Source organism: Candidatus Omnitrophota bacterium (genome assembly GCA_041650805.1).
Lineage (GTDB): Bacteria > Omnitrophota > Gorgyraeia > 2-01-FULL-45-10 > 2-01-FULL-45-10 > JBAZKM01.
In genome coordinates, this window is record JBAZKM010000004.1 from 169,755 (window position 1) to 190,378 (window position 20,624).

19 protein-coding genes and 3 tRNA genes are annotated in these 20,624 nt (G+C 54.1%); all 22 read left to right on the forward strand.

The window, feature by feature from the left end; all coding sequences use genetic code 11:
• Positions 1–22 precede the first annotated feature (22 nt).
• Positions 23–475 (forward strand): Rrf2 family transcriptional regulator, encoded by a 453-nt coding sequence (locus tag WC515_04210; protein MFA5146560.1) that lies wholly within the window; start codon positions 23–25, stop codon positions 473–475.
• Positions 472–1,638, forward strand: coding sequence for a cysteine desulfurase NifS (gene nifS, locus WC515_04215; GenBank protein MFA5146561.1), 1,167 nt, complete (start codon positions 472–474; stop codon positions 1,636–1,638). The genes WC515_04210 and nifS overlap by 4 nt, the downstream gene beginning before the upstream one ends.
• Before the next feature lie 96 nt (positions 1,639–1,734).
• Positions 1,735–2,121 carry a Fe-S cluster assembly scaffold protein NifU gene (gene nifU / locus WC515_04220; protein MFA5146562.1) on the forward strand — a complete coding sequence of 129 codons (387 nt, stop codon included), beginning with the start codon at positions 1,735–1,737 and terminating at the stop codon, positions 2,119–2,121.
• A 4-nt stretch (positions 2,122–2,125) separates the two neighbouring features.
• On the forward strand, positions 2,126–2,674 hold the full coding sequence (locus tag WC515_04225) for a 5-formyltetrahydrofolate cyclo-ligase (protein ID MFA5146563.1): 549 nt from the start codon (positions 2,126–2,128) through the stop codon (positions 2,672–2,674).
• Positions 2,675–2,785: 111 nt separating this feature from the next.
• Positions 2,786–4,357: a ribonuclease Y gene (gene rny, locus WC515_04230; protein MFA5146564.1), complete on the forward strand. Its 1,572-nt coding sequence runs from the start codon at positions 2,786–2,788 to the stop codon at positions 4,355–4,357.
• 79 nt (positions 4,358–4,436) lie between these two features.
• Positions 4,437–5,222, forward strand: a complete 786-nt coding sequence (locus WC515_04235; GenBank protein ID MFA5146565.1) for a TIGR00282 family metallophosphoesterase — start codon at positions 4,437–4,439, stop codon at positions 5,220–5,222.
• 57 nt (positions 5,223–5,279) lie between these two features.
• Positions 5,280–6,500 carry an exodeoxyribonuclease VII large subunit gene (xseA, locus tag WC515_04240; GenBank protein MFA5146566.1) on the forward strand — a complete coding sequence of 407 codons (1,221 nt, stop codon included), beginning with the start codon at positions 5,280–5,282 and terminating at the stop codon, positions 6,498–6,500.
• 74 nt (positions 6,501–6,574) lie between these two features.
• Positions 6,575–6,865: an exodeoxyribonuclease VII small subunit gene (xseB, locus tag WC515_04245; protein ID MFA5146567.1), complete on the forward strand. Its 291-nt coding sequence runs from the start codon at positions 6,575–6,577 to the stop codon at positions 6,863–6,865.
• Positions 6,862–7,683 (forward strand): polyprenyl synthetase family protein, encoded by an 822-nt coding sequence (locus WC515_04250; GenBank protein ID MFA5146568.1) that lies wholly within the window; start codon positions 6,862–6,864, stop codon positions 7,681–7,683. The genes xseB and WC515_04250 overlap by 4 nt, the downstream gene beginning before the upstream one ends.
• A gap of 14 nt (positions 7,684–7,697) precedes the next feature.
• A complete protein-coding gene (dxs, locus tag WC515_04255) occupies positions 7,698–9,593 on the forward strand; it encodes a 1-deoxy-D-xylulose-5-phosphate synthase (GenBank protein ID MFA5146569.1) in 1,896 nt (631 codons plus the stop codon).
• A 5-nt stretch (positions 9,594–9,598) separates the two neighbouring features.
• Positions 9,599–9,802, forward strand: coding sequence for a 4Fe-4S dicluster domain-containing protein (locus WC515_04260; protein MFA5146570.1), 204 nt, complete (start codon positions 9,599–9,601; stop codon positions 9,800–9,802).
• A 5-nt stretch (positions 9,803–9,807) separates the two neighbouring features.
• Positions 9,808–10,860 carry a 3-methyl-2-oxobutanoate dehydrogenase subunit VorB gene (locus WC515_04265; GenBank protein MFA5146571.1) on the forward strand — a complete coding sequence of 351 codons (1,053 nt, stop codon included), beginning with the start codon at positions 9,808–9,810 and terminating at the stop codon, positions 10,858–10,860.
• Positions 10,857–11,636: a thiamine pyrophosphate-dependent enzyme gene (locus tag WC515_04270; protein MFA5146572.1), complete on the forward strand. Its 780-nt coding sequence runs from the start codon at positions 10,857–10,859 to the stop codon at positions 11,634–11,636. The genes WC515_04265 and WC515_04270 overlap by 4 nt, the downstream gene beginning before the upstream one ends.
• Complete coding sequence (locus WC515_04275; protein ID MFA5146573.1) at positions 11,636–12,187, forward strand: 2-oxoacid:acceptor oxidoreductase family protein; 552 nt, start codon at positions 11,636–11,638, stop codon at positions 12,185–12,187. The genes WC515_04270 and WC515_04275 overlap by 1 nt, the downstream gene beginning before the upstream one ends.
• 9 nt (positions 12,188–12,196) lie before the next feature.
• Complete coding sequence (gene gltX / locus WC515_04280; GenBank protein MFA5146574.1) at positions 12,197–13,477, forward strand: glutamate--tRNA ligase; 1,281 nt, start codon at positions 12,197–12,199, stop codon at positions 13,475–13,477.
• An 11-nt stretch (positions 13,478–13,488) separates the two neighbouring features.
• Positions 13,489–15,171 (forward strand): glutamine--tRNA ligase/YqeY domain fusion protein, encoded by a 1,683-nt coding sequence (locus tag WC515_04285; GenBank protein MFA5146575.1) that lies wholly within the window; start codon positions 13,489–13,491, stop codon positions 15,169–15,171.
• Between the two features lie 54 nt (positions 15,172–15,225).
• A tRNA-Gln gene (locus WC515_04290) sits at positions 15,226–15,299 on the forward strand.
• Between the two features lie 171 nt (positions 15,300–15,470).
• A tRNA-Leu gene (locus WC515_04295) sits at positions 15,471–15,555 on the forward strand.
• Positions 15,556–15,774: 219 nt separating this feature from the next.
• Positions 15,775–15,852: transfer RNA gene (locus WC515_04300), tRNA-Glu, on the forward strand.
• Between the two features lie 183 nt (positions 15,853–16,035).
• A complete protein-coding gene (locus WC515_04305; protein ID MFA5146576.1) occupies positions 16,036–18,747 on the forward strand; it encodes a calcium-transporting P-type ATPase, PMR1-type in 2,712 nt (903 codons plus the stop codon).
• Between the two features lie 93 nt (positions 18,748–18,840).
• Complete coding sequence (locus tag WC515_04310) at positions 18,841–19,320, forward strand: septal ring lytic transglycosylase RlpA family protein (GenBank protein MFA5146577.1); 480 nt, start codon at positions 18,841–18,843, stop codon at positions 19,318–19,320.
• Positions 19,321–19,447: 127 nt separating this feature from the next.
• Entirely contained in the window at positions 19,448–20,614 is a 1,167-nt protein-coding gene (locus tag WC515_04315; protein ID MFA5146578.1) for an ROK family transcriptional regulator, read from the forward strand.
• Positions 20,615–20,624 lie beyond the last annotated feature (10 nt).

A 20,624-nucleotide genomic window follows, 5' to 3' on the forward strand; every position in this document is an offset into this window, starting at 1 on the left:
TCAGCTTTGCTATATTGAGAGTATGAAATTATCGACAAAATCCACATACGGGCTCAGGGCCATGGTCGACATAGCGCTCGGATCGCGGGGAGGGGCCATCCCCATATCGGATATAGCAAGACGGGAGGGGTTGTCGACCGACTATCTCGAGCAGCTTCTCAATAAGCTCCGCCGGGACGGCCTCGTACTGAGCGTTCGCGGCCCGAAGGGCGGGTACCTCCTGTCAAAGAAGCCGGATGATATAACCGTGGGCGACATCGTGAAGGCGCTTGAGAAGGATATGGCCCCGGTCCATTGCGTGACGGCAGACGGCAGACCGAAAGGATTTTGCAAACGCAGTAAAGATTGTGTGACGAAAGGCGTATGGATGAAGCTGTCGAAATCGATAAATGACTGTCTGGACTCCATGACTTTGGAAGACCTGTGCGGAAAGGCGGCTAAGGCGCCGGCCAGGTCCACGAGGAGGTTCTTATGAAGAAGGTCTATCTCGATAATAACGCGACCACAAGGATGAGGGAGGAGGTCCTGGCGGCGATGCTTCCTTATTATAAGGATATATACGGAAACGCCTCCAGTGTCCACGAGTTCGGCCGCACGGCGCGGCGGGCCGTCGACGAGGCAAGGGAGAAGGTCGCCGGGCTCCTGGGGGCCGCAAGCCCGGAAGAGATAATATTCACATCCGGTGGCACAGAGGCGGATAACTTTGCCATAAAGGGCTTAGCAGGCGCGATGAGATCAAAAGGGAACCATATCATAACATCCACGGTTGAACACCATGCCGTATTGAACGCGTGCAAGTTCCTTGAGAGAGAGGGGTATAAAGTCACTTACGTAAAGGTTGACAAATATGGCATAATAGATACGGAGGAGCTAAGGAGGGCGGTCACCGACAAGACGATACTGATCACCGTAATGTATGCCAATAATGAAGTGGGTACCATAGAGCCGATAGAAGAGATCGGCAAGATAGCTAAAGAGAGGGGTATATATTTCCATACAGATGCCGTCCAGGCGGTCGGCAAAGTGCCTTTTGCGGTGAAAGATATGAACATCGACCTCCTCTCCATGTCAGGCCACAAGATATACGGGCCGAAGGGGATCGGCGCGTTATATATAAGGAAGAAGACGAAGATAACGCCGCTCATTCACGGCGGCCATCACGAGATGCAGAAGAGGGCCGGCACGGAGAACGTCGCTGGTATCGTAGGCCTGGGTGAGGCCGCGTCCCTTTCTGTAAGAGAGACGCCGGCGGAGGCAAAGAAATTGAAAGACCTCAGGGACTACCTGCATAAAGGGATCGTCTCAAAGATAGAGGATGTGGATCTGAACGGTCATCCGGAGAAGAGATTGCCCAATACCCTGAATGTCGGTTTCAAATTTTTAGAAGGGGAGTCGATAGTCCTGAACCTTGATATGGAAGGGGTTGCGGTCTCGACCGGTTCTGCCTGTACCTCCGGGAGCCTTGAACCGTCGCATGTCCTGACGGCGATGGGGATAAACCCCGCAGATTCACAGGGGTCGATAAGATTTTCGCTGGGCAGGGACAATACAAAGGAAGATATGGACTATATCCTGGGGATACTGCCGCCGATCATAACACGGCTCAGGGATATGTCGCCGTTGTACGAAAAGAAATAGTCCACGGACCACAGTCCATGGTCCACAGATCTTGCTTTTGCTGTGGACCGTCGACCGTGGGCTATGGACTGAAGTTGCTAATACGAGGAGAATACGATGGAAGGCCAATATTCGGAGAAGGTGATGGAGCATTTCAGGAACCCGCACAACGTCGGAGAGATACCCGACGCCGACGGGGTAGGGAACGTGGGGAATCCGGTCTGCGGGGATATAATGCGGCTGTACATAAAAGTCGATAAGGATGAGGTCATTACCGATGCCAAGTTCAAGACCTTCGGCTGCGGGGCGGCTATAGCGACCTCGAGCATGGTCACGGAGCTGGTCAAGGGCAAGACCATAAAGGAGGCGCTTAAGGTCTCAAACCATGCCGTAGCCGAGGCATTGGGCGGCCTTCCCAAGATCAAGATGCACTGTTCGGTATTGGCCGAAGAGGCTCTCAAATCGGCAATAGACGATTACCTCAAGAAAAAAGGCAAAAGATAGACCCGTGAAGCACAAGATACGTAAAGAGATCACCGCAAAGCTCAAAGATCACTCTGAGCTTGAAAAATCCCGGAAGAGTGGTATAATAAAAAAGAAATTGTTAAACGCGGAGGAGTTTAAAAAATCGGAAATTGTGATGTTTTACGTCTCGCTGAAGGACGAGGTTGACACGCTTTCTATGATAGACGAGGCGCTAAAGACGGGAAAGCGGGTATGTGTTCCCGTGATCTTAAAGGAAGAGAAACGATTGATAGCAGGCGAAATAAAGAATAGACTTGAAGATCTGGAAAAGCAGCACTTTGGAATCTACCAGCCCAAAGCGGGCAAGGTACGAGAGGTTCCTTTGGAGGATATAGATCTGGTTGTAGTCCCGGGTATAGCCTTTGACAAAGATAACGTCAGGCTGGGCCGGGGGCACGGTTATTACGACCGGTTCCTGTCGTGTCTCTCCGAACGGACCAGAACAATAGGGCTTGCATTCGATTTTCAGGTGATCGCCGATCTTCCCAAAGACCCGCACGATATTCCCGTCTGGAAAACCATCACAGCGTAAAACTGAGCTATCAGCTTTCAGCCGTCAGCTATCAGCAAAAAAATAAAAGCTGAAAGCTGAAGACTGACAGCTGAAAGCTGAAATCCAACAGTGTAATTTTGGGAGGTAAAAATGCACACAGAAAATACGGTGATTTACATAGGGCTATCCGTGTTCGGGGCCGCTCTGTCCTTTGCGCTCGGTTATTTTATAAGGAAATACCATGCCAAGATGCAGCTGAAGGGCGCCGAGGACAAGGCCAGAAAGATACTTGAAAATTCCAAGGTAGACGCCGACAAGATCCGCCGGGAGGCGGAACTGGAGGCCAAAGACCGTCTCCTCAAGATGAGGAACGAGTTTGAGAATGAGACAAAGGAGCGCCGCCAGGAACTCATCGTCCTTGAGAAGAGGCTGCTGCAAAAAGAGGAGAATCTGGACAGGAAGCTCGACATACTGGACAGGAAGGAAAAGGATGTGGAGAGGAGGGACCAGTCCCTGGTAGAGAAGGAGAAGGCGGCCCGTGCCAAAGAGAACGAGCTAAATGCGATGCTGCAGGAGGAGAAGGAGAAGCTGCAGAAGGTCTCAGGCATGACCAGGGAAGAGGCCAGGCAGGTCCTCCTTAAGAGGCTTGAGGACGAGGTTAAGCAGGAAGCGGCGATCATGATAAAGAGGACGGAAGACGAGGCGAAAGAGAAGGCGGATAAAGAGGCGCGTAAGATCATAGGGCTTGCGATACAGAGATGCGCCGCGGAGCACACGGTCGAGACGACCGTAAGCGTAGTGAACCTCCCGAATGACGAGATGAAGGGGAGGATAATCGGGAGGGAAGGCAGGAATATACGCGCCCTGGAGATCGCGACAGGCATAGATGTGATAATAGATGACACGCCGGAGGCGGTGATATTGTCCGGTTTCGATCCGATAAAGAGAGAGATCGCCAGGTTGTCGCTCGAACGTCTTATAGAGGACGGCCGTATCCATCCCGGCAGGATAGAAGAGGTCGTGGAGAAGATCAAAAAAGAGATGGAGAATACCATACGCGAAGAGGGCGAGAAGGCCCTGTTCGAGACGGGGCTGCACGGTGTCCATCCGGAGATAGTCAAGCTCCTGGGACGCCTTAAATACAGGACCAGCTACGGACAGAACGTCTTGCAGCATTCGAAAGAGGTCGCTCACCTCATGGGTGTCATGGCCAGCGAGCTGAAGCTCGACTTCAATCTCGCCAAGCGCATAGGGCTTTTGCATGATCTAGGCAAGGCGATAAGCCATGATGTCGAAGGGACGCACTCCAAGCTGGGAAGCGACCTTGCGAGAAAGTACGGGGAGAGCGAGACCATATGCCACGCCATAGAGGCACACCACCAGGATATCGAGCCGCGGACGCTGTTGGCGGTACTGGTGCAGGCCGCGGACGCGATCAGCGCATCGAGGCCCGGGGCCAGGCGTGAGACGCTCGAGATATATATAAAACGGCTCGAGAAGCTCGAGGCGATCGCCGATTCCTTCAAGGGGGTCGAGAAGGCCTATGCCATACAGGCGGGGAGGGAGATAAGGGTGATGGTCCAGCCCGACAAGATATCGGATACCCAGGCAGCCGTCATGGCGCGCGATATAACTAAAAAGATAGAAGAGGGGCTTGAATACCCCGGTCAGATAAAGGTTACGGTCATCCGCGAGACGCGAGCGGTGGAATACGCGAAATAGTCCACGGTCCACGGTCGACAGTCCACGGTAAAGAGTATCTGTGGACCATGGACAGTAGACTATGGACCAAAGGAGATATATGCGCATATTGTTTATAGGCGATATCGTCGGCGAACCGGGCCGAAGGGCGGTCAAAGAACTGCTTCCGAAGATGGAAAAGAGGGAGAAGCTCGACTTTGTCATAGCGAACGGAGAGAATTCGGCCGGAGGGAGCGGCATAACGCCCGATATCGCGGACGAGCTGTTCGGTTACGGTGTAGATGTCCTGACGAGCGGCGACCACATATGGAAACGCAAAGAGATCGTCGAAAGGATCGAGACGGATAAAAGGATCCTCCGGCCCGCCAACTATCCGGAGGGCGCCCCCGGCCTCGGTTCCACGATAGTGAGGTCGAGAGAGGATGAGATAGAAGTGGGCGTGGTCAATATCATAGGGCGCGTATTCATGCAGGCCGTAGAATGCCCGTTCAAAACGGCCAGGAGAGAGATAGATAAGATAAGAGAGCGCGCGAGGGTCATTATAGTGGATATACATGCGGAGGCGACGAGCGAAAAGATAGCGCTCGGCTGGTACCTTGACGGCGCGGTAAGCGCGATAGTCGGGACGCACACGCACGTGCAGACGGCGGATGAAAAGATCCTGCCCGGCGGCACCGCGTATATCACCGATGTCGGTATGGCAGGGCCGTTCGACTCCGTTATCGGGAGAAAGAAGGAGCAGATACTGTCGCGTTTTATCACACAGATGCCGGTAAGGTTCGAGATGGCCGAGGGGGATGTCCAGCTCCACGGCGTCATCCTCGATATAGACGAGAAGACGGGCAAGGCGAATTCTATAAAGCGAGTGCAAGAGAAGTTGAAATAGAAATTTAGCTTTCAGCTGTCAGTCATCAGCCGTCAGCTAAAAATTAAAAAAGCTGATATGCAAAACGACCAGCGCGAGAAGCACATATATACCGTTGGGGAGATCACGAAATATATACGTGTGATCCTGGAAGATTCCTTCCCGGGCGTATGGATCGAAGGCGAGATATCAAACTATACGTTCCACTCATCCGGCCATATGTACTTCAGCCTGCGCGATCCTAATGCCGTGATCAAGTGCGCGATGTTCAAGCGCTCCAACGAGAAGCTCAAGTTCAAGCCGAAGGACGGGATGAAGGTCATCGTATTCGGTTCCGTGAGCGTTTACGAGGCAAGAGGCGATTACCAGATAATAGTCGAAGAGATAGAACCGAAGGGTATAGGTGCCCTGCAGCTTCAGTTCCAGCAGCTTAAGGAAAGGCTCGCGAAAGAGGGCCTCTTCGATGAGCGGCACAAAGTCCCGATCCCGTTCCTCCCTACAAGGATAGGTATCGTGACCAGCCCTACAGGCGCCGCGATACGGGATATATTGAATATTGCAAGACGCCGTTTCTCAAACGTCGAGATAATAATAAATCCCGTTAAAGTCCAGGGCCAGGATGCCAGGGAAGAGATCTCCCGCGCTATACGGCAGTTCAACGAGCTGAAAGATATAAACATAGACGTCATGATTGTGACGCGCGGCGGCGGCAGTCTGGAAGACCTGTGGCCGTTCAACGAAGAGATCGTGGCGAGAGCCATTTACGATTCCGGGATCCCGGTAATAAGCGCCGTGGGGCATGAGATCGACTACACCATCTCCGATTTCGTTGCCGACTTCAGGGCGCCTACGCCCTCAGCCGCGGCCGAGCTCGTTATTCCCAGGAAAGAGGACCTTACGAACACCATCGTTTCGTCCGTTACAAGATTAAAGAACGCGCTTGTCTCAAAGATAAACATCCTCGGAGAGAAGTTGTCGACCCTGAAAGACAGTTATATACTGAAACAGCCGCTCAACCTCGTGACGCAGTACGAGCAGAGGATAGACGATCTCCGAAAAGGGCTTGCGCTCAGGATAGGTCATGTAGCAGATATGAAGCGCGAGAGCTTTAATTCTCTTACGGGCAAACTTGATGCGCTGAGCCCGCTTGCAATATTGAGCAGGGGATACAGCATAACTACCCGTTTCCCGGACGATGCTATCATAAAGGATACCGCCTCGCTCAAGAGCGGCGACCGCGTCAGGACGCAGCTCGGTAAGGGTAAGTTTATTAGCAGAGTTGAGCAGACAGAAAAATAGTTCACGGTAAAGAGTATCTGTGGACCATGGACCGTCGACTATGGACTAATGAAGCGATTATACGGAGGAACGTTATGGCCGAAATGAAGTTCGAAGAGGCGCTGAAGAAGCTGGAGCGGATAGTCGACGACCTGGAAGGCGGGAACCTCTCGCTCGATGACGCGCTTGAGAAGTACGGAGAGGGGATACGCCTCTCGAAGTTATGCGCCAAAAAACTTGAAGTTGCGAAGAAGAAAGTCGAGATACTCCTTAAATCAGAGGACGGGACTGCGGAGCTTGCGCCTTTCGATGAAAGGTCGGCCGAGGAGGCCAAGGCCTCCCCGGAACCGAAGAGGAAAAAGACGAAGGAGGGAGACCTCTTTTGAGCGGACTGGAGAAGCATCTTGCCGGCATACGCGCCTCGATCGATAAGAAACTCGATCGATATCTCCCCTCCGGGAGAGAGGGGCCGGCCGTCATCCACAGGGCGATGCGATACAGCGTCCTGGGAAGCGGCAAGAGGATAAGGCCTATACTCGCGATAGAAGCTTCTAAGGCATGCGGCGGTACGGCAGGCGATGTAATGCCTGTGGCCTGTGCCCTGGAGCTGGTACACGCTTACTCGCTGGTCCACGATGACCTGCCTGCCATGGATGACGATGATTACAGGCGCGGCAGACCGTCATGCCATAAGGTATTCGGCGAGGCCAACGCTATACTGGCAGGCGACGCGCTCCTGACGCTGGCATTCGGTATAATAGCAAAATACGCAAAACCAAAAACAGGCATACCGGCGATAGGGGAGCTGGCCGAAGCCATAGGTACGAAGGGCATGGTGGGAGGCCAGGTCATCGACCTTGAGTATAAGGACAGAGATAAGAGCGAAAAGGTCCTGGATAATATAAACCGCCTGAAGACATCCAGGCTTTTCGAGGCGTCTGCCAGACTCGGGGCGATAGCCGCCGCGGCAGATCCGGAAAAGACCGCCTCCCTCACCCGTTTCGGTAAATTTTTCGGCCTTGCATTTCAGGCGGTCGATGACCTTATGGACGGCGACTCCTGCCCCGGAGGCGCTGAAGGCGTAAGGGGTCGTCGCGAAGCCGGACTTCTTATGGAGGAAGGGAAAAGGGCGATCGATATATTCGGCAGAAAAGGCAGGATGTTGAAAGATATCGCCGATCACATATTGCACAGAAAGAGATAGTGCCCGGGATAGCCATGCAAAGATCCATAGATGCCATACATGAACCGGTAGACCTGAGGAGATTTAAGCTGACCGACCTTCCCAGGGTAGCCGCAGAAATACGGCAGGAGATCATAAATACGGTCTCAAAGACAGGCGGGCACCTGGCGCCCTCTCTTGGCGTCGTCGAGCTTGCCATAGCGATCCACTACGCCTTTGATACTCCCAGGGACGTCGTGCTGTGGGACGTCGGCCATCAGGCGTATGCCCACAAGATACTTACCGGCCGGCTCAAAAAATTCCCGACGCTCCGGCAGCTGGGAGGATTGAGCGGCTTTCCAAATAAAGAAGAGAGCCCGGCGCATGACCTCTTTACCTGCGGTCACAGCTCCACCTCCATATCTACGGCCCTCGGGCTCGCCGCCGCCCGCGACCTCTCCAACGAGAATTATAAGGTGATCTCCGTGATAGGCGATGCCTCCCTTGCCGGCGGCATGGCATTCGAGGCGCTTAACCACGCAGGCCATACAAAGAAAGATTTCATAGTCATACTTAATGACAACGAACTCTCTATATCTCAAAGCGTCGGCGCGCTGAGCAAGTACCTTAACAGGATCATAACGAACCCGGCTTATAACAAGATCAGGACCGATGTGGAGAAGGTGCTGAAGCGTATCCCGCGTTTCGGTTTCAGGGCTTACAGGGCGGCCCGGCGTCTCGAGGAGGGGCTTAAGAACCTTCTGGTCCCGGGTATGCTCTTTGAGGAGATGGGGTTCAGGTATTTCGGCCCCATCGACGGTCACAACATCGCGCAGCTCGTGTTGACGTTCAGGAACCTCATAGGTCTTGATGAGCCCATCCTGATACATGTCGTTACAAAGAAGGGAAAGGGTTACAGGTTCGCGGAAGAGCGTCCCAGCGATTTTCACGGCACCGGGCCTTTCAATGTCGAGACGGGCGAAAAGGTGAACCCCGGCGGGACCGTGACCTTCACCGAGGCCTTCGGCGAAAAGATCGCCGAGCTGGCCGCCAAAGATGAGAGGATAGTCGGTATAAGCGCGGCCATGGTGGACGGGACGGGGTTGCAGAAGTTCGCCGAGAGCTTCCCGGAACGTTTTTTCGACGTGGGCATTTCGGAGGAACACGCGGTGGGGTTGAGCGCGGGGCTTGCGAGGAACGGCTTCAAGCCGGTCGTGGCGGTATACTCCACATTCCTCCAGCGCGGCTACGACCAGATCGTCCACGACATATGCCTTCAAAACTTGCCGGTAGTATTCTGCCTGGACAGGGCCGGGCTGGTAGGGGAGGACGGGCCTACCCACCACGGCCTCTTCGACATAGCATATCTGAGGCATATACCCAATATAGTCTTCATGGCGCCCAAAGACGCCAGAGAGCTTCAGGGCATGGTTGAGCTTGCGTTATCCCTCAATAAACCGGTAGCCATACGATATCCTAAAGGGGGCGGCGCCGATGTCCTGCCCGAGACGACGGCGCAGGAAAAGGGCGATCCGCGCATTGAAGTGGGGAAGGCCCAGGTGCTCAGGAGAGGGAAGGACGTAGCTATAATCTCGATAGGTAATATGGCGCGGATGGCTATGGATACGGCCAAGGCCCTGGCGGCAAAACGGAAGATAGAGGCAACGGTGATCAACGCCAGGTTCATAAAACCGCTCGATGGGGAGATGCTGGAAAACATCTCCAGGGAGATAAAAAGGATCGTTACCATAGAAGAAGGGGTGCTCGAAGGCGGGTTCGGGAGCGCCGTCCTTGAATTTATAGAGCGGGAGGGCATAAAGGGCGTAAAGGTGAGGCGCATAGGCCTTCCCGGCCGGTTCATCGAGCACGGCAAAAAGAGCGAACTCTTCCTAAAGTATAACTTGACACCCGATGCCATTTGCGATGTAATTATTAATGAGGTAATGGGATAGGGAATATGCCGAAAGTAAAGATAGATAAAGCAAGGTGCAAGGGGTGTTATCTTTGCGTCGTCAACTGCCCGAAGGGTCTCATAAAGATATCGGGTGAGACGAACCCGAAGGGTGTAAAGCCGGCCGTCTTTGCGGGCGGCGGGAAATGTTCCGGGTGCGCGATGTGCGCCATAATATGCCCGGATTGCGGGATAGTCATATACAAATAGCCACCATGACTAAAAAAATATTGATGTGCGGTAATGATGCGTGCGGGGAAGGGGCGGTCCTGGCGGGGTGCACCTTTTACGCCGGTTATCCCATAACGCCGCAGAACGAGCTGACCGCCTATATGTCAAAACGGCTCACAGAGCTTGGCAGGACGTTCATACAGGCAGAGTCGGAACTCGCGGCCGTCAATATGGTATTCGGCGCGTCCGCGGCAGGAGCGAGGGCCATGACCTCTTCTTCGAGCCCGGGGATAAGTTTGAAACAGGAGGGCATATCGTATATGGCCGGTTGTGAACTGCCGGCGGTCATAGTAAATATGCAGAGGGGCGGCCCCGGTCTGGGGAATATCGCGCCGGCGCAGAGCGACTACTTCCAGGCGGTCAAGGGCGGAGGCCACGGAGATTATAAGACGGTGGTCCTGGCGCCGTCGTCGGTCCAGGAGATCCTCGATTACACATATCTCGCATTCGACATAGCCGACAGGTACCGCAATCCCGCTTTCATCCTGGGGGACGGGCTTCTCGGACAGATGATGGAGCCGGTTGTTATAGGGTCCACGGTCCACAGTCCGCAGTCCATAGCTAAGCCGTGGGCGCTGACCGGATGCAAGGGCAGGAAGCCGAACATGATACGCTCGCTCTTTTTAGGGGAAGGGGCCCTCGAGGAGCACAATAAAAAATTGCAGGAAAAGTTTAAAATAATAAAAGGATCGGAAACGAGGGCCGAGGCGTTCAATCTAAAAGAGAGCGATATAATCCTTGTGGCGTACGGTTCTGTTGCCAGGATAGCAAAGGCCGCCATGAACATCGCCAGGTCCCGCGGCATCAAGGCAGGATTGATAAGGCCGATCACCCTCTGGCCCTTTCCGGAGAAAGTGATACGCGACGCCGCGGATAAAGCGAAACGCTTCCTGGTCGTCGAGATGAGCTCCGGCCAGATGGTGGAGGACGTGCGGCTTGCTGTTAACGGCAGGGCCGAAGTCGATTTCTACGGCAGGATGGGCGGCGGTATACCGACGGAGGAAGAGATCGCGTCGGTAATAGAGAAGGTCGTATGAAAAAGAGCAAGAAGAGGGTCCGCGGGTTAAAACCCGCCGACAACGGATCGATCTTTACCCGTCCGGAAAGTTTACGTGACGCAGAAAATCACTACTGCGCCGGCTGCGGCCACGGGATCGTCCACCGCCTGATATGCGAGGTGATAGACGAGCTCGGTATACGCGAGAAGACGATCGGTATCGCTCCCGTAGGTTGCGCAGTCATCGCCTACGATTACTGGGACTTCGACGTTGCTGAAGCGGCGCACGGCCGAACGCCGGCCGTTGCCACCGGCATAAAACGCGTGCTCCCCGAAAATATCGTCTTCTCCTACCAGGGTGACGGCGACCTCGCCGCCATCGGGACCGCAGAGATCATACATACCGCGAACCGCGGGGAGAATATCAGTGTCATATTCGTCAATAACGGCGTTTACGGCATGACAGGCGGACAGATGGCGCCTACAACGCTCGTTGGACAGAAGACGGCCACGACTATGCAGGGAAGGAATTTAAAACGGGACGGCTATCCGCTGAAGATACTTGAGATGCTTGCGGTGCTCCCGGGCGCCAAATATCTGGAGCGGGTTTCCGTGCAATCATCGCTTGAGACGGTGAGGGCCAAACGCGCCATTGCGAAGTCATTCAAGACACAGATAGAGAAGAGAGGATTTTCGATGGTTGAGGTGCTTTCGATGTGCCCGACCTATTGGGGCATGACCCCTATAAAGGCGGCCGAAAGGATAAAGGAAGAGATCGTGCCTTTCTACCCGATAGGCGTGGTGAAGAGCTACTGATGAAAAAAGATACCGGACATCATTGCGAAGAGGTCTTCTTTGCCGGTTTCGGCGGACAGGGGATCATGTTCATGGGAAAGCTCCTTGCGCAGGCCGGCCTTATCGCCGGAAGACACGTTACCTGGATGCCGTCTTACGGAGCAGAGGTGAGGGGCGGCACGGCATACTCTATGACGAAGATATCGGACCGCGAGATAGCAAGCCCCGTCATAACCCGGCCCACCGTCCTCGTTGCCATGAACAGGCCTTCCCTGGTAAAGTATGCGGGAAAGGTGCGGGATGGCGGCATGGTCATAGTGAATACCTCGCTCGTCGGCCATTTTCCGAAGAGGAAAGGGATAACCACCGTAAATATCCCGCTTCTGGAAATGGCATCGAAGCTGGGAGACGCGCGTTGCGCCAACATGATAGCCCTGGGCGCGCTGCTGAAGAGGCTGAAGGTGTTGCCGCTGAAAGACGCAGTCGCCGCCCTTAAGGAAATATTAAAGGGCAAAGAAGAGCTTTTCGCGATGAACAAAAAGGCCATAGAGAAGGGATACGCATCCGTATAAGGTGATAAAATGGTAAGAGTACGTTTCGCCCCGAGCCCCACGGGGTATCTTCATATAGGGAGCGCGCGGACCGCACTCTTCAACTGGCTATATGCCCGCCATTACGGCGGCAAACTTCTCCTGCGCATCGAAGATACCGACCGCACCCGTTCCGAAAAACGCTACCTGGAAGAGATCATAACCGACCTTGGATGGCTTGGCATCGCCTGGGACGAGGAGCCGATCAGCCAGAGCGGACGTTTTGACATATACCGCAAAGCCGCCGAAGACCTGGTCCGTTCAGGCAAGGGGTACCGCGAAGGAGAGGCCTATATATTCAAGGTCGAAGAAGGCAGGACCATCGAAGTCGATGACATGATCCACGGGAAGGTCACCTTCAATACCGGCGATATAAAAGACCAGGTGATGATCAAGTCAGACGGCTCTCCGGCATACAATTTCTGCTGTGTAATAGACGACGCGTTCCTCAGGATCACGCATATCATACGCGGCGACGATCATCTCTCCAATACCCCGAAACAGATACTCTTCTACGAAGCGCTGGGCATCAAACCGCCGGTATTCGGCCACATGCCGCTCATAATGGGCGCTGACGGCGCCAAGCTCTCCAAGCGCCACGGCGGTGTATCGGTAGAGGAGTATAAACGCGACGGGTTCCTGCCGGAAGCGCTTGTCAACTACCTGCTCCTGCTGGGGTGGTCGCCCGGCGGAGACAGGGAGATGATCCCGCTTGCGGAAGCGGTACGGCTCTTTGACCCGAAAGACATGAAGGGGGTCCAAGCGAAGTTCGACCTTCAGAAGCTGCGCTGGATGAACGGGGAATATATCGCCGGGAAGACGGACGCCGAACTCCTGCCTCTGATACGCAAGCAGGCGGCGGATGCAGGCGCTGTCGCCTCATCACCCGATGACCTGCTTCTCAAGGTTATAGGCCTTTATAAGATAAGGATAAAGACGCTCGCCGAGTTCATCCCGATGACCGAATGTTTCTTCACCGATGCATATACGGTCGATGAGAAGGGTGTCCAGAAGTATCTCTCTTCCGGCGCCGGTAAGGACGTGCTACGCAAATTTGCCGGACGGCTTGAACGGCTCGATCGATTTTCTCACGAAGAGATAGAGAAGACCTGCCGTGACATGGCCGAAGAGAGCGGCCTCAAGGCGGGCGCTATAATCCATCCGGCGCGGATCGCCATAAGCGGCAACACCGCCGGCGCCGGCCTTTTCGAGATGATGGAAGTGCTGGGGAAGGCGAAGGTCCTCGAAAGGATGCGCAGGGCATCCGCGTAAGGTCATACCAAATGGAAAAAGTTACACCCACCAATTTTATCCGCGAGATCATCAACGAACACCTGGGTACGGGCAGGTTCGGCGGGAAGGTCCATACGCGGTTCCCGCCGGAACCGAACGGCTATCTCCACATAGGCCACGCCAAGGCCATCTGTCTCAGTTTCGGGATCGCCAGCGACTACGGCGGGATGTGCAACCTCAGGATGGACGACACGAATCCCGAAAAAGAGGAGATGGAATATGTAAATTCCATCATAGAAGATGTGCGCTGGCTCGGTTTTGACTGGGGTGACCGGTTATTCTACGCCTCCGATTATTTTGAGCAGCTCTATGCCTATGCCGAGCGTCTTATAGAGCTCGGGAAGGCATATGTCTGTGATCTGGACGCCGACCAGATACGGGAATATCGCGGGACGCTGAAGAAGCCTGGCAAAAACAGCCCATTCCGGGACCGCACGGTAGAGGAGAGCCTCGACCTCTTCCGGCGCATGCGGAAAGGGGAGTTCCCGGACGGGAGCAAGGTCCTCAGGGCGAAGATAGATATGGCGTCGGGGCATATAATAATGCGCGACCCCGTACTGTACAGGATAAAGCGCGAGCACCATCACCGTACCGGCGACGCATGGTGCATCTACCCTATGTACGACTTCGCGCACTGCCTCTCGGATTCCATAGAAGGCATCACCCATTCCATCTGCACCCTCGAATTCGAGAATAACCGCCCGCTGTATGACTGGATCCTCGACACCCTCGGCATATACCATCCGCAGCAGATAGAGTTCGCGCGCCTCAACCTCAGCAACACCGTACTCAGCAAGAGGAAGCTTCTGCAGCTGGTGACCGAGGCCCAGGTGAGCGGCTGGGATGACCCGCGCATGCCGACACTGTCAGGTCTGAGACGCAGAGGATATACACCTTCTTCCATCCGCGCCTTCTGCGACGGTATAGGCGTCGCGAAGATGAACTCGATCGTAGATATCGCCGTACTGGAAAATGGCATACGGGAGGAGTTGAATAAGACCGCCCCGCGCGCGATGGCGGTCTTACGTCCGCTGAAGCTGGTCATAACCAATTATCCTGAGGGGAAGTCGGAAGAGCTCGACGCCGTGAACAACCCGGAAGACCCGGCCATGGGGACGCGCAAGGTCCCGTTCAGCCGCGAGCTCTATATAGAACAGGACGACTTCCGCGAGACGCCGCCGCCAAAATTCTTCCGGCTTTCGCCGGGAAGGGAAGTGCGCCTGCGTTACGCCTATTTCGTTAAATGTACCGATATGGTGAAAGACCGAAAGACGGGCGCGGTCACAGAGGTGCGGTGTACATATGACCCGGCGACCAGGGGAGGGGATTCACCCGACGGACGCAAGGTGAAGGCGACGCTCCACTGGGTAAGCGCCCCGCACGCCATAGATGCCGAGGTGCGGCTATACGGCCCGTTATTCACGAAACGGGAACCGGATGATGCGCCGGAAGGCGCCGGTTTCAGGTCAAACCTGAATCCTAAGTCGCTCGAGGTCCTGACCGATGCGAAACTCGAGCCCTCGCTTAAAGACGCGAAGAGCGGGATCCGGTACCAGTTCGAGCGCATGGGGTATTTCTATGAGGACCCGGTAATGGCCCCCGGCGGGAAGAAGGTCTTCAACAGGATAGTCACGCTCAAGGATGAGTGGGCAAAGATAGAGAAAAAAGGTTGAAAAAGCGCCCCGGAGCGTGTACTATTTTATGATACAACTTGTTGCGGCATCCGCTGGGAGGTGGTGTAATGGTAACACAGATGGCTCTGGACCATCCGTTCTTGGTTCGAATCCAAGCCTCCCAGCCAAAATTTTGCAGAGCAAAATTTTGGCGTCCCGAGCAAGCTCAAAAAATTTCAATGAATTTTTTGAGCAAGAATGCTCGGGGCAGCCAATCTTTAGGCGCTGCAAAATTACTATTCCCTTGATTTTAGGTCAATTTTTACTATAATGTAATCCCTTATCGTTTTTGAAGCTTTGCGGAGATGGTGGAACTGGCAGACACGCATGTTTGAGGGGCATGTGGGGCAACCCATGGGGGTTCAAATCCCCCTCTCCGCACCACTAAATTTCGCCTTTGTTCACTTAAGGCGAAATTTGTCCCGAAAGGGAAGCAATAAATTTTCGTAAGAAAATTTAAAAGAGTCCTTTCGGGATAACATTTGCTGTAGTTTTACGGTAGGCAAATGTAGTTCGCATCTTAGGCACTTCAAAATTCTCTTCGATAATTTTGAAGTAAGATGCGAACGGAATTTGCATACAGGTAATAGGCAGCAAATTCACGGCCTCATCGTCTAGCCTGGTCTAGGACATATGGTTCTCAGCCATAAGACTGGGGTTCAAATCCCCATGGGGCTACCAAAATAATAAAACCGCCTGGGTTCACTCCCGGCGGTTTTTTATTTTGGTAGCTGCTGAAGGATTTGAAGCCAAATTTCGCCGGCCACTTCCGTTTTGCCTTGCCCGCGGCCTGTTCTTGTAGTATCCTATTATTGAAAATCGAGCGGCAGTTCAGCCGAAAAAAAATCCCAGGAGCGGTGGATAGTGAGACCCGAGAGACACGCCTATAATCTGACCCCCGAAGAGACGGCCGGTTCTTTGCGATCCGATACGGGATCCGGCATAACGCAGGAAGAGGCCGCCGGGCGCATTGCGAAATCCGGCCTTAACCGTCTGGTGGGGAAGAAGCCGGTCAGCCCGGTCACCATATTCCTGGACCAGTTCAAAGATTTCATAATATTGATCCTTATAGGCGCCGCGCTCGTCTCCGGATTTTTACAGGAATGGATCGACGCCCTTGCCATAATCGGCATAGTACTGCTTAACGCGATCCTCGGCTTCATCCAGGAATATCGCGCCGAGAAGTCGCTCGCCGCCCTCAAGAAATTGGCCTCCCCCAGCTCAAAGGTCATACGGGACGGCCGCCACGCCGTTATCCCGTCCTACAACCTTGTCCCGGGGGACCTGGTGGAGCTGGAGGCGGGCGACCACGTGCCCGCAGATAGCCGCCTCGTATGGGTCTCCTCGAATTTCAGCGTCCTGGAGGCGAGCCTCACCGGAGAATCGACCCCTGTCCTCAAGACGATACTGGCGCTGGAAGAGAAGGACGTCCCGCTGGCCGACCGCGCGAATATGGTCTATATGGGCACCTCCGTCGCCTCAGGGAAGGCGAGGGCGATCATCATAGATACCGGCATGAATACCGAGCTGGGCAAGATCGCCGGGATGATACAGGAGTCGGGGCGCGAGATAACGCCGCTACAGAAGAAGCTCGAAGAGTTCGGCAAATGGATCGTCTATATATGTTTTGTGCTGGTAGCCCTCGTCTTCCTCCTTGAGTGGCTGCGCGGCGGGAAGCTCGTCGAGGTATTCCTGACCGCCGTAAGCCTCGCAGTGGCCGCCATCCCGGAAGGGTTGCCTGCCGTAGTGACCATCGCCCTGGCATTGGGCGTCCAGCGGATGATAAAGCGGAATGCGCTCATAAGAAAGCTCCCTTCCGTAGAGACATTGGGCTGTGCCACCGTCATATGCTCCGATAAGACCGGCACGCTGACCAAGAATGAGATGACGGTGCAGGCGGCCTTTGCCGATAATTCCGTCTTTAAGGTTACGGGCATCGGCTATGCCCCGGAAGGAGAATTCCTGATGAGTGGGAAGTCCGTTAAGGCCGGCGACTATCCTGTATTGGAAAAGACGCTGAGGTGTTCCGCGCTTTGTAACGGGGCCCAGCTGGTCAAAGAGAAAGCGATCTTTAAGATAATAGGCGATCCTACGGAAGGGGCGCTTTTGACGGCGGCCGCCAAGGCGGGCATGCTTAAGGAATCTCTCGAGAAAGTATCGGTATTCGTGGATGAGATACCGTTCGATTCCGAGCGCAAGAAGATGACGGTGTTGCGCAGGGAAGGCGGCAGGGTCTTTGCTTTTGTGAAGGGCGCGCCGGACATATTACTGGATGATTGCGCTTATATCGAAGAAGGCGGCGCGGCGAGAGAGATAAGGGAAGAAGATAAAAAGAAGATATTGAAAGCCAACGGCGAGTTCGCGGATTCTGCCATGCGCGTACTGGCTTTTGCCTATCGCGCACTGGAAGGGGACGGCCGGCAGTATGATATGAGATCGGTCGAGACGGGGCTCACATTTATCGGGCTCATGGCGATGATCGATCCTCCGCGTCCAGAAGTGAAAGAGGCGATCATGCAGTGCCGGGAGGCCGGGATCAGGACCGTCATGATAACCGGGGACCATAAGAATACAGCCGTCGCCATTGCCAGAGAGCTCGGCTTCTACAAAGAAGATTCCATGGCCCTCTCCGGGGAGGAATTGGACGGCCTCGGGGATGAGGAGCTTTTGAATAAGATAGAGAGGATACCTGTATATGCCAGGGTCTCCCCGGAGCATAAGCTGAGGATAGTGAAGGCGTGGCGCAGTAGAGGCCACGTCGTCGCGATGACCGGCGACGGGGTCAACGACGCCCCCGCGGTAAAAGAGGCGGATATCGGCGTCGCCATGGGCATAACGGGCACGGATGTCACAAAAGAAGTATCGGACATGGTCGTCACGGACGATAATTTCGCGTCGATAGTCAACGCGGTGGAAGAGGGCAGGGGCATATATGATAACATCAAAAAGTTCGTGCACTATCTCCTGTCGTGTAATACCGGCGAGATACTGGTCATGTTCACCGCTTCCCTGGCGGGCCTGCCCGTGCCTCTTTTACCGATCCATATCTTATGGGTCAACCTTGTGACCGACGGCCTGCCCGCCCTGGCGCTCGGGGTGGATCCGGTAGATCCCAAAGTCATGCAGCGACCTCCCCGGAAGTTCAATGAGCCGGTGATCACCGGGCAGAGGGGGCTCATGATGCTGATGCAGGGCGCCTTCATTGCGTTCTGCAGTTTGCTGGCATTCAGTTTTGTCCTCTTCGTAGAGAAGGAGGGGTTGGGCCGCGCCAGGACAGCGGCATTCATAGTGCTCGGGTGTTCACAGCTCTTCCACTCCTTTAACTGCCGCAGCATGACGGAGTCGATCTTTAAGATCGGTCTCTTCAGCAATAAAAAATTGATAGCCGCAACCCTTGTCTCGTTCCTGCTCCAGATGGGAGCGGTATATCTGCCGTTTTCGCAAAAGATATTCAAGACCGAACCGCTAAGCCTGTTCGATTGGCTTTTGGTAGTCACGATATCTTCATTCCCGCTCTGGGCAATGGAGATCTACAAGAGATTATCTCGCCAGACCCTCCAAATTACAGTTAATTAATAAAAAAGCTTGATATCGTCTATTTACGTTTTCCGTGCACGTGGTATACTTAGTGGTCGTTAAAAAATTAAAAAGTAGACCATAGTTACCACGATGAAAAATACGAACAGATATCCAATAACTATCTCTACCCTCCTTCTAATACTGATCTTAGAGGCGCTATGCTTCGTAAGGCCTTCCGAAATTTCGGCAACTACCGTCATCAAGAGCCCCCATGTACGCCAGGCAGGATATGCCAGTTACTATTCGTATGAATGCGCACATCAGCCGATGGCGAACGGAAAGGCATTCGACCCGGAGAAGAGGACGTGCGCAAGCTGGTTCTATGATTTTGGCACCGTCCTTCTCGTCAGGAGCCTCGATACGGGCCTGACCACAGAAGTGGTGGTGACAGACCGCGGCCCGAATAAAAGGTTTGTCAGGAAAGGGCGTATCATAGATCTCTCTATGAGGGCATTCAAAGATATATGTGACACGGAGAGAGGGCTTACCAGGGTAGAGATAATGGTGAGATCGATGCCTTCACGCGCGATGACCGCAAACCGCAATCCCCGCATAATAAAGTCCGAATAAAAATCTTCGTAAATGGATTGACTTTTTCACGTTTATTGGGTATACTTTGTAAAAAGTTAGTTACTAACAATTTTTCCAGTTAACCTCTGTATGCAAATTATATTACGTGAATGGAAAAGTTAAGTAAATGGAAATAGAGCACGAAAGGTTATATACCCACCACGCCCTATCCGATAACGAACGGAAAAATCTCACCATACTGGAAACTATAAGAAAGAAAGGCCCCCTCTCTATATCGGGCATATCTCAGCTCACAGGTATAGACGCGGCCTCGATCTCGGAATCTCTCAAAGGTTATCTGAAGAAAGGGTTGATATCCGAAAGGGAGGCCTCCTCCTCAGGTAAAAATGCTTCGCCGTTGATCGGATTGAACGCCGCGGGGGCTTATCTCATCGGCGTCGATGCCGGGGCCGGCTATATAAGGGCGGTGCTGACAGACCTCTCGCTGGATGTGAAGGAGAAGGCCGTATCCGAAAAGCCGTCCAGGCCTGAGGAAGTTGCAGCCGGAGCGGCCGATACCGTCCTGGGGCTCATAGAAAAGAGCGGCGTAAAAAGATCGGCGATAAAGGCCATAGGTATCGGCACGTGCGACCCGGAACGCACCGGGATATGCGGCGTTATGGAAAAGAGGACGGGGATAGGGACGTACACAGGGACAGACGCGGCATGCGCGGCATCTGGGGAGAAGCGCCTCAACGCTGAAGCGGATGTCGAGAACCTTCTCTACATGCATTCCGATGTCGGGTGCGGGATAGTGGTGAGCGGAGACATATATTTCGGGGCCGACGGCGGCGCGGGCGGGATGCGGGCATCGGGCGAAGAGAGATCGGGTGCGGCGGAGAGCCTCTTTTTCGAAGAGTCGAAATACCTCAGGCCCTGGGGCGGGGACCTGGGAATAGTCAGGGTGGCGCGAAGAGAGGTCGAACGGGGCGTCGGCACAAAGATAGTGGCTCTCGCGAGAGGGAATATAAACAGCATAACCAAAGAGGTGGTCATCGACGCCGCGCATGACAAAGACGATGTGGCCCTCGATATCATAAAGAGCGCCGCCATGAACCTCGGCATACGCATAGCTTATCTGGTGAATCTCTTTAACCCCGAGGCTGTTGTCATAGGGGGCGGGATAGAGAAGGCCGGAGAGATAGTGCTAGGCCCCATAAGAGAGAGCGTCAGGAAGTTCGCCTTTTCGAAACAGGCGAATACCGTTAAGATACTGCCGAGCGTACTCGGCAGGGATGCCGTTAGCATCGGTGCTGCGACGCTTGCGGCCAGGGAGATATTCTTAAAAGCATAAAAAAACCGGT

Bases quoted from the DNA above. Each gene is read 5' to 3' on its own strand.
- WC515_04210 (MFA5146560.1), top strand. From the start codon at position 23: ATGAAATTATCGACAAAATCCACATACGGGCTCAGGGCCATGGTCGAC.
- nifS (MFA5146561.1), top strand. From the start codon at position 472: ATGAAGAAGGTCTATCTCGATAATAACGCGACCACAAGGATGAGGGAG.
- nifU (MFA5146562.1), top strand. From the start codon at position 1,735: ATGGAAGGCCAATATTCGGAGAAGGTGATGGAGCATTTCAGGAACCCG.
- rny (MFA5146564.1), top strand. From the start codon at position 2,786: ATGCACACAGAAAATACGGTGATTTACATAGGGCTATCCGTGTTCGGG.
- WC515_04235 (MFA5146565.1), top strand. From the start codon at position 4,437: ATGCGCATATTGTTTATAGGCGATATCGTCGGCGAACCGGGCCGAAGG.
- xseA (MFA5146566.1), top strand. From the start codon at position 5,280: ATGCAAAACGACCAGCGCGAGAAGCACATATATACCGTTGGGGAGATC.
- xseB (MFA5146567.1), top strand. From the start codon at position 6,575: ATGGCCGAAATGAAGTTCGAAGAGGCGCTGAAGAAGCTGGAGCGGATA.
- dxs (MFA5146569.1), top strand. From the start codon at position 7,698: ATGCAAAGATCCATAGATGCCATACATGAACCGGTAGACCTGAGGAGA.
- WC515_04260 (MFA5146570.1), top strand. From the start codon at position 9,599: ATGCCGAAAGTAAAGATAGATAAAGCAAGGTGCAAGGGGTGTTATCTT.
- WC515_04265 (MFA5146571.1), top strand. From the start codon at position 9,808: ATGACTAAAAAAATATTGATGTGCGGTAATGATGCGTGCGGGGAAGGG.
- WC515_04270 (MFA5146572.1), top strand. From the start codon at position 10,857: ATGAAAAAGAGCAAGAAGAGGGTCCGCGGGTTAAAACCCGCCGACAAC.
- WC515_04275 (MFA5146573.1), top strand. From the start codon at position 11,636: ATGAAAAAAGATACCGGACATCATTGCGAAGAGGTCTTCTTTGCCGGT.
- gltX (MFA5146574.1), top strand. From the start codon at position 12,197: ATGGTAAGAGTACGTTTCGCCCCGAGCCCCACGGGGTATCTTCATATA.
- WC515_04285 (MFA5146575.1), top strand. From the start codon at position 13,489: ATGGAAAAAGTTACACCCACCAATTTTATCCGCGAGATCATCAACGAA.
- WC515_04310 (MFA5146577.1), top strand. From the start codon at position 18,841: ATGAAAAATACGAACAGATATCCAATAACTATCTCTACCCTCCTTCTA.
- WC515_04315 (MFA5146578.1), top strand. From the start codon at position 19,448: ATGGAAATAGAGCACGAAAGGTTATATACCCACCACGCCCTATCCGAT.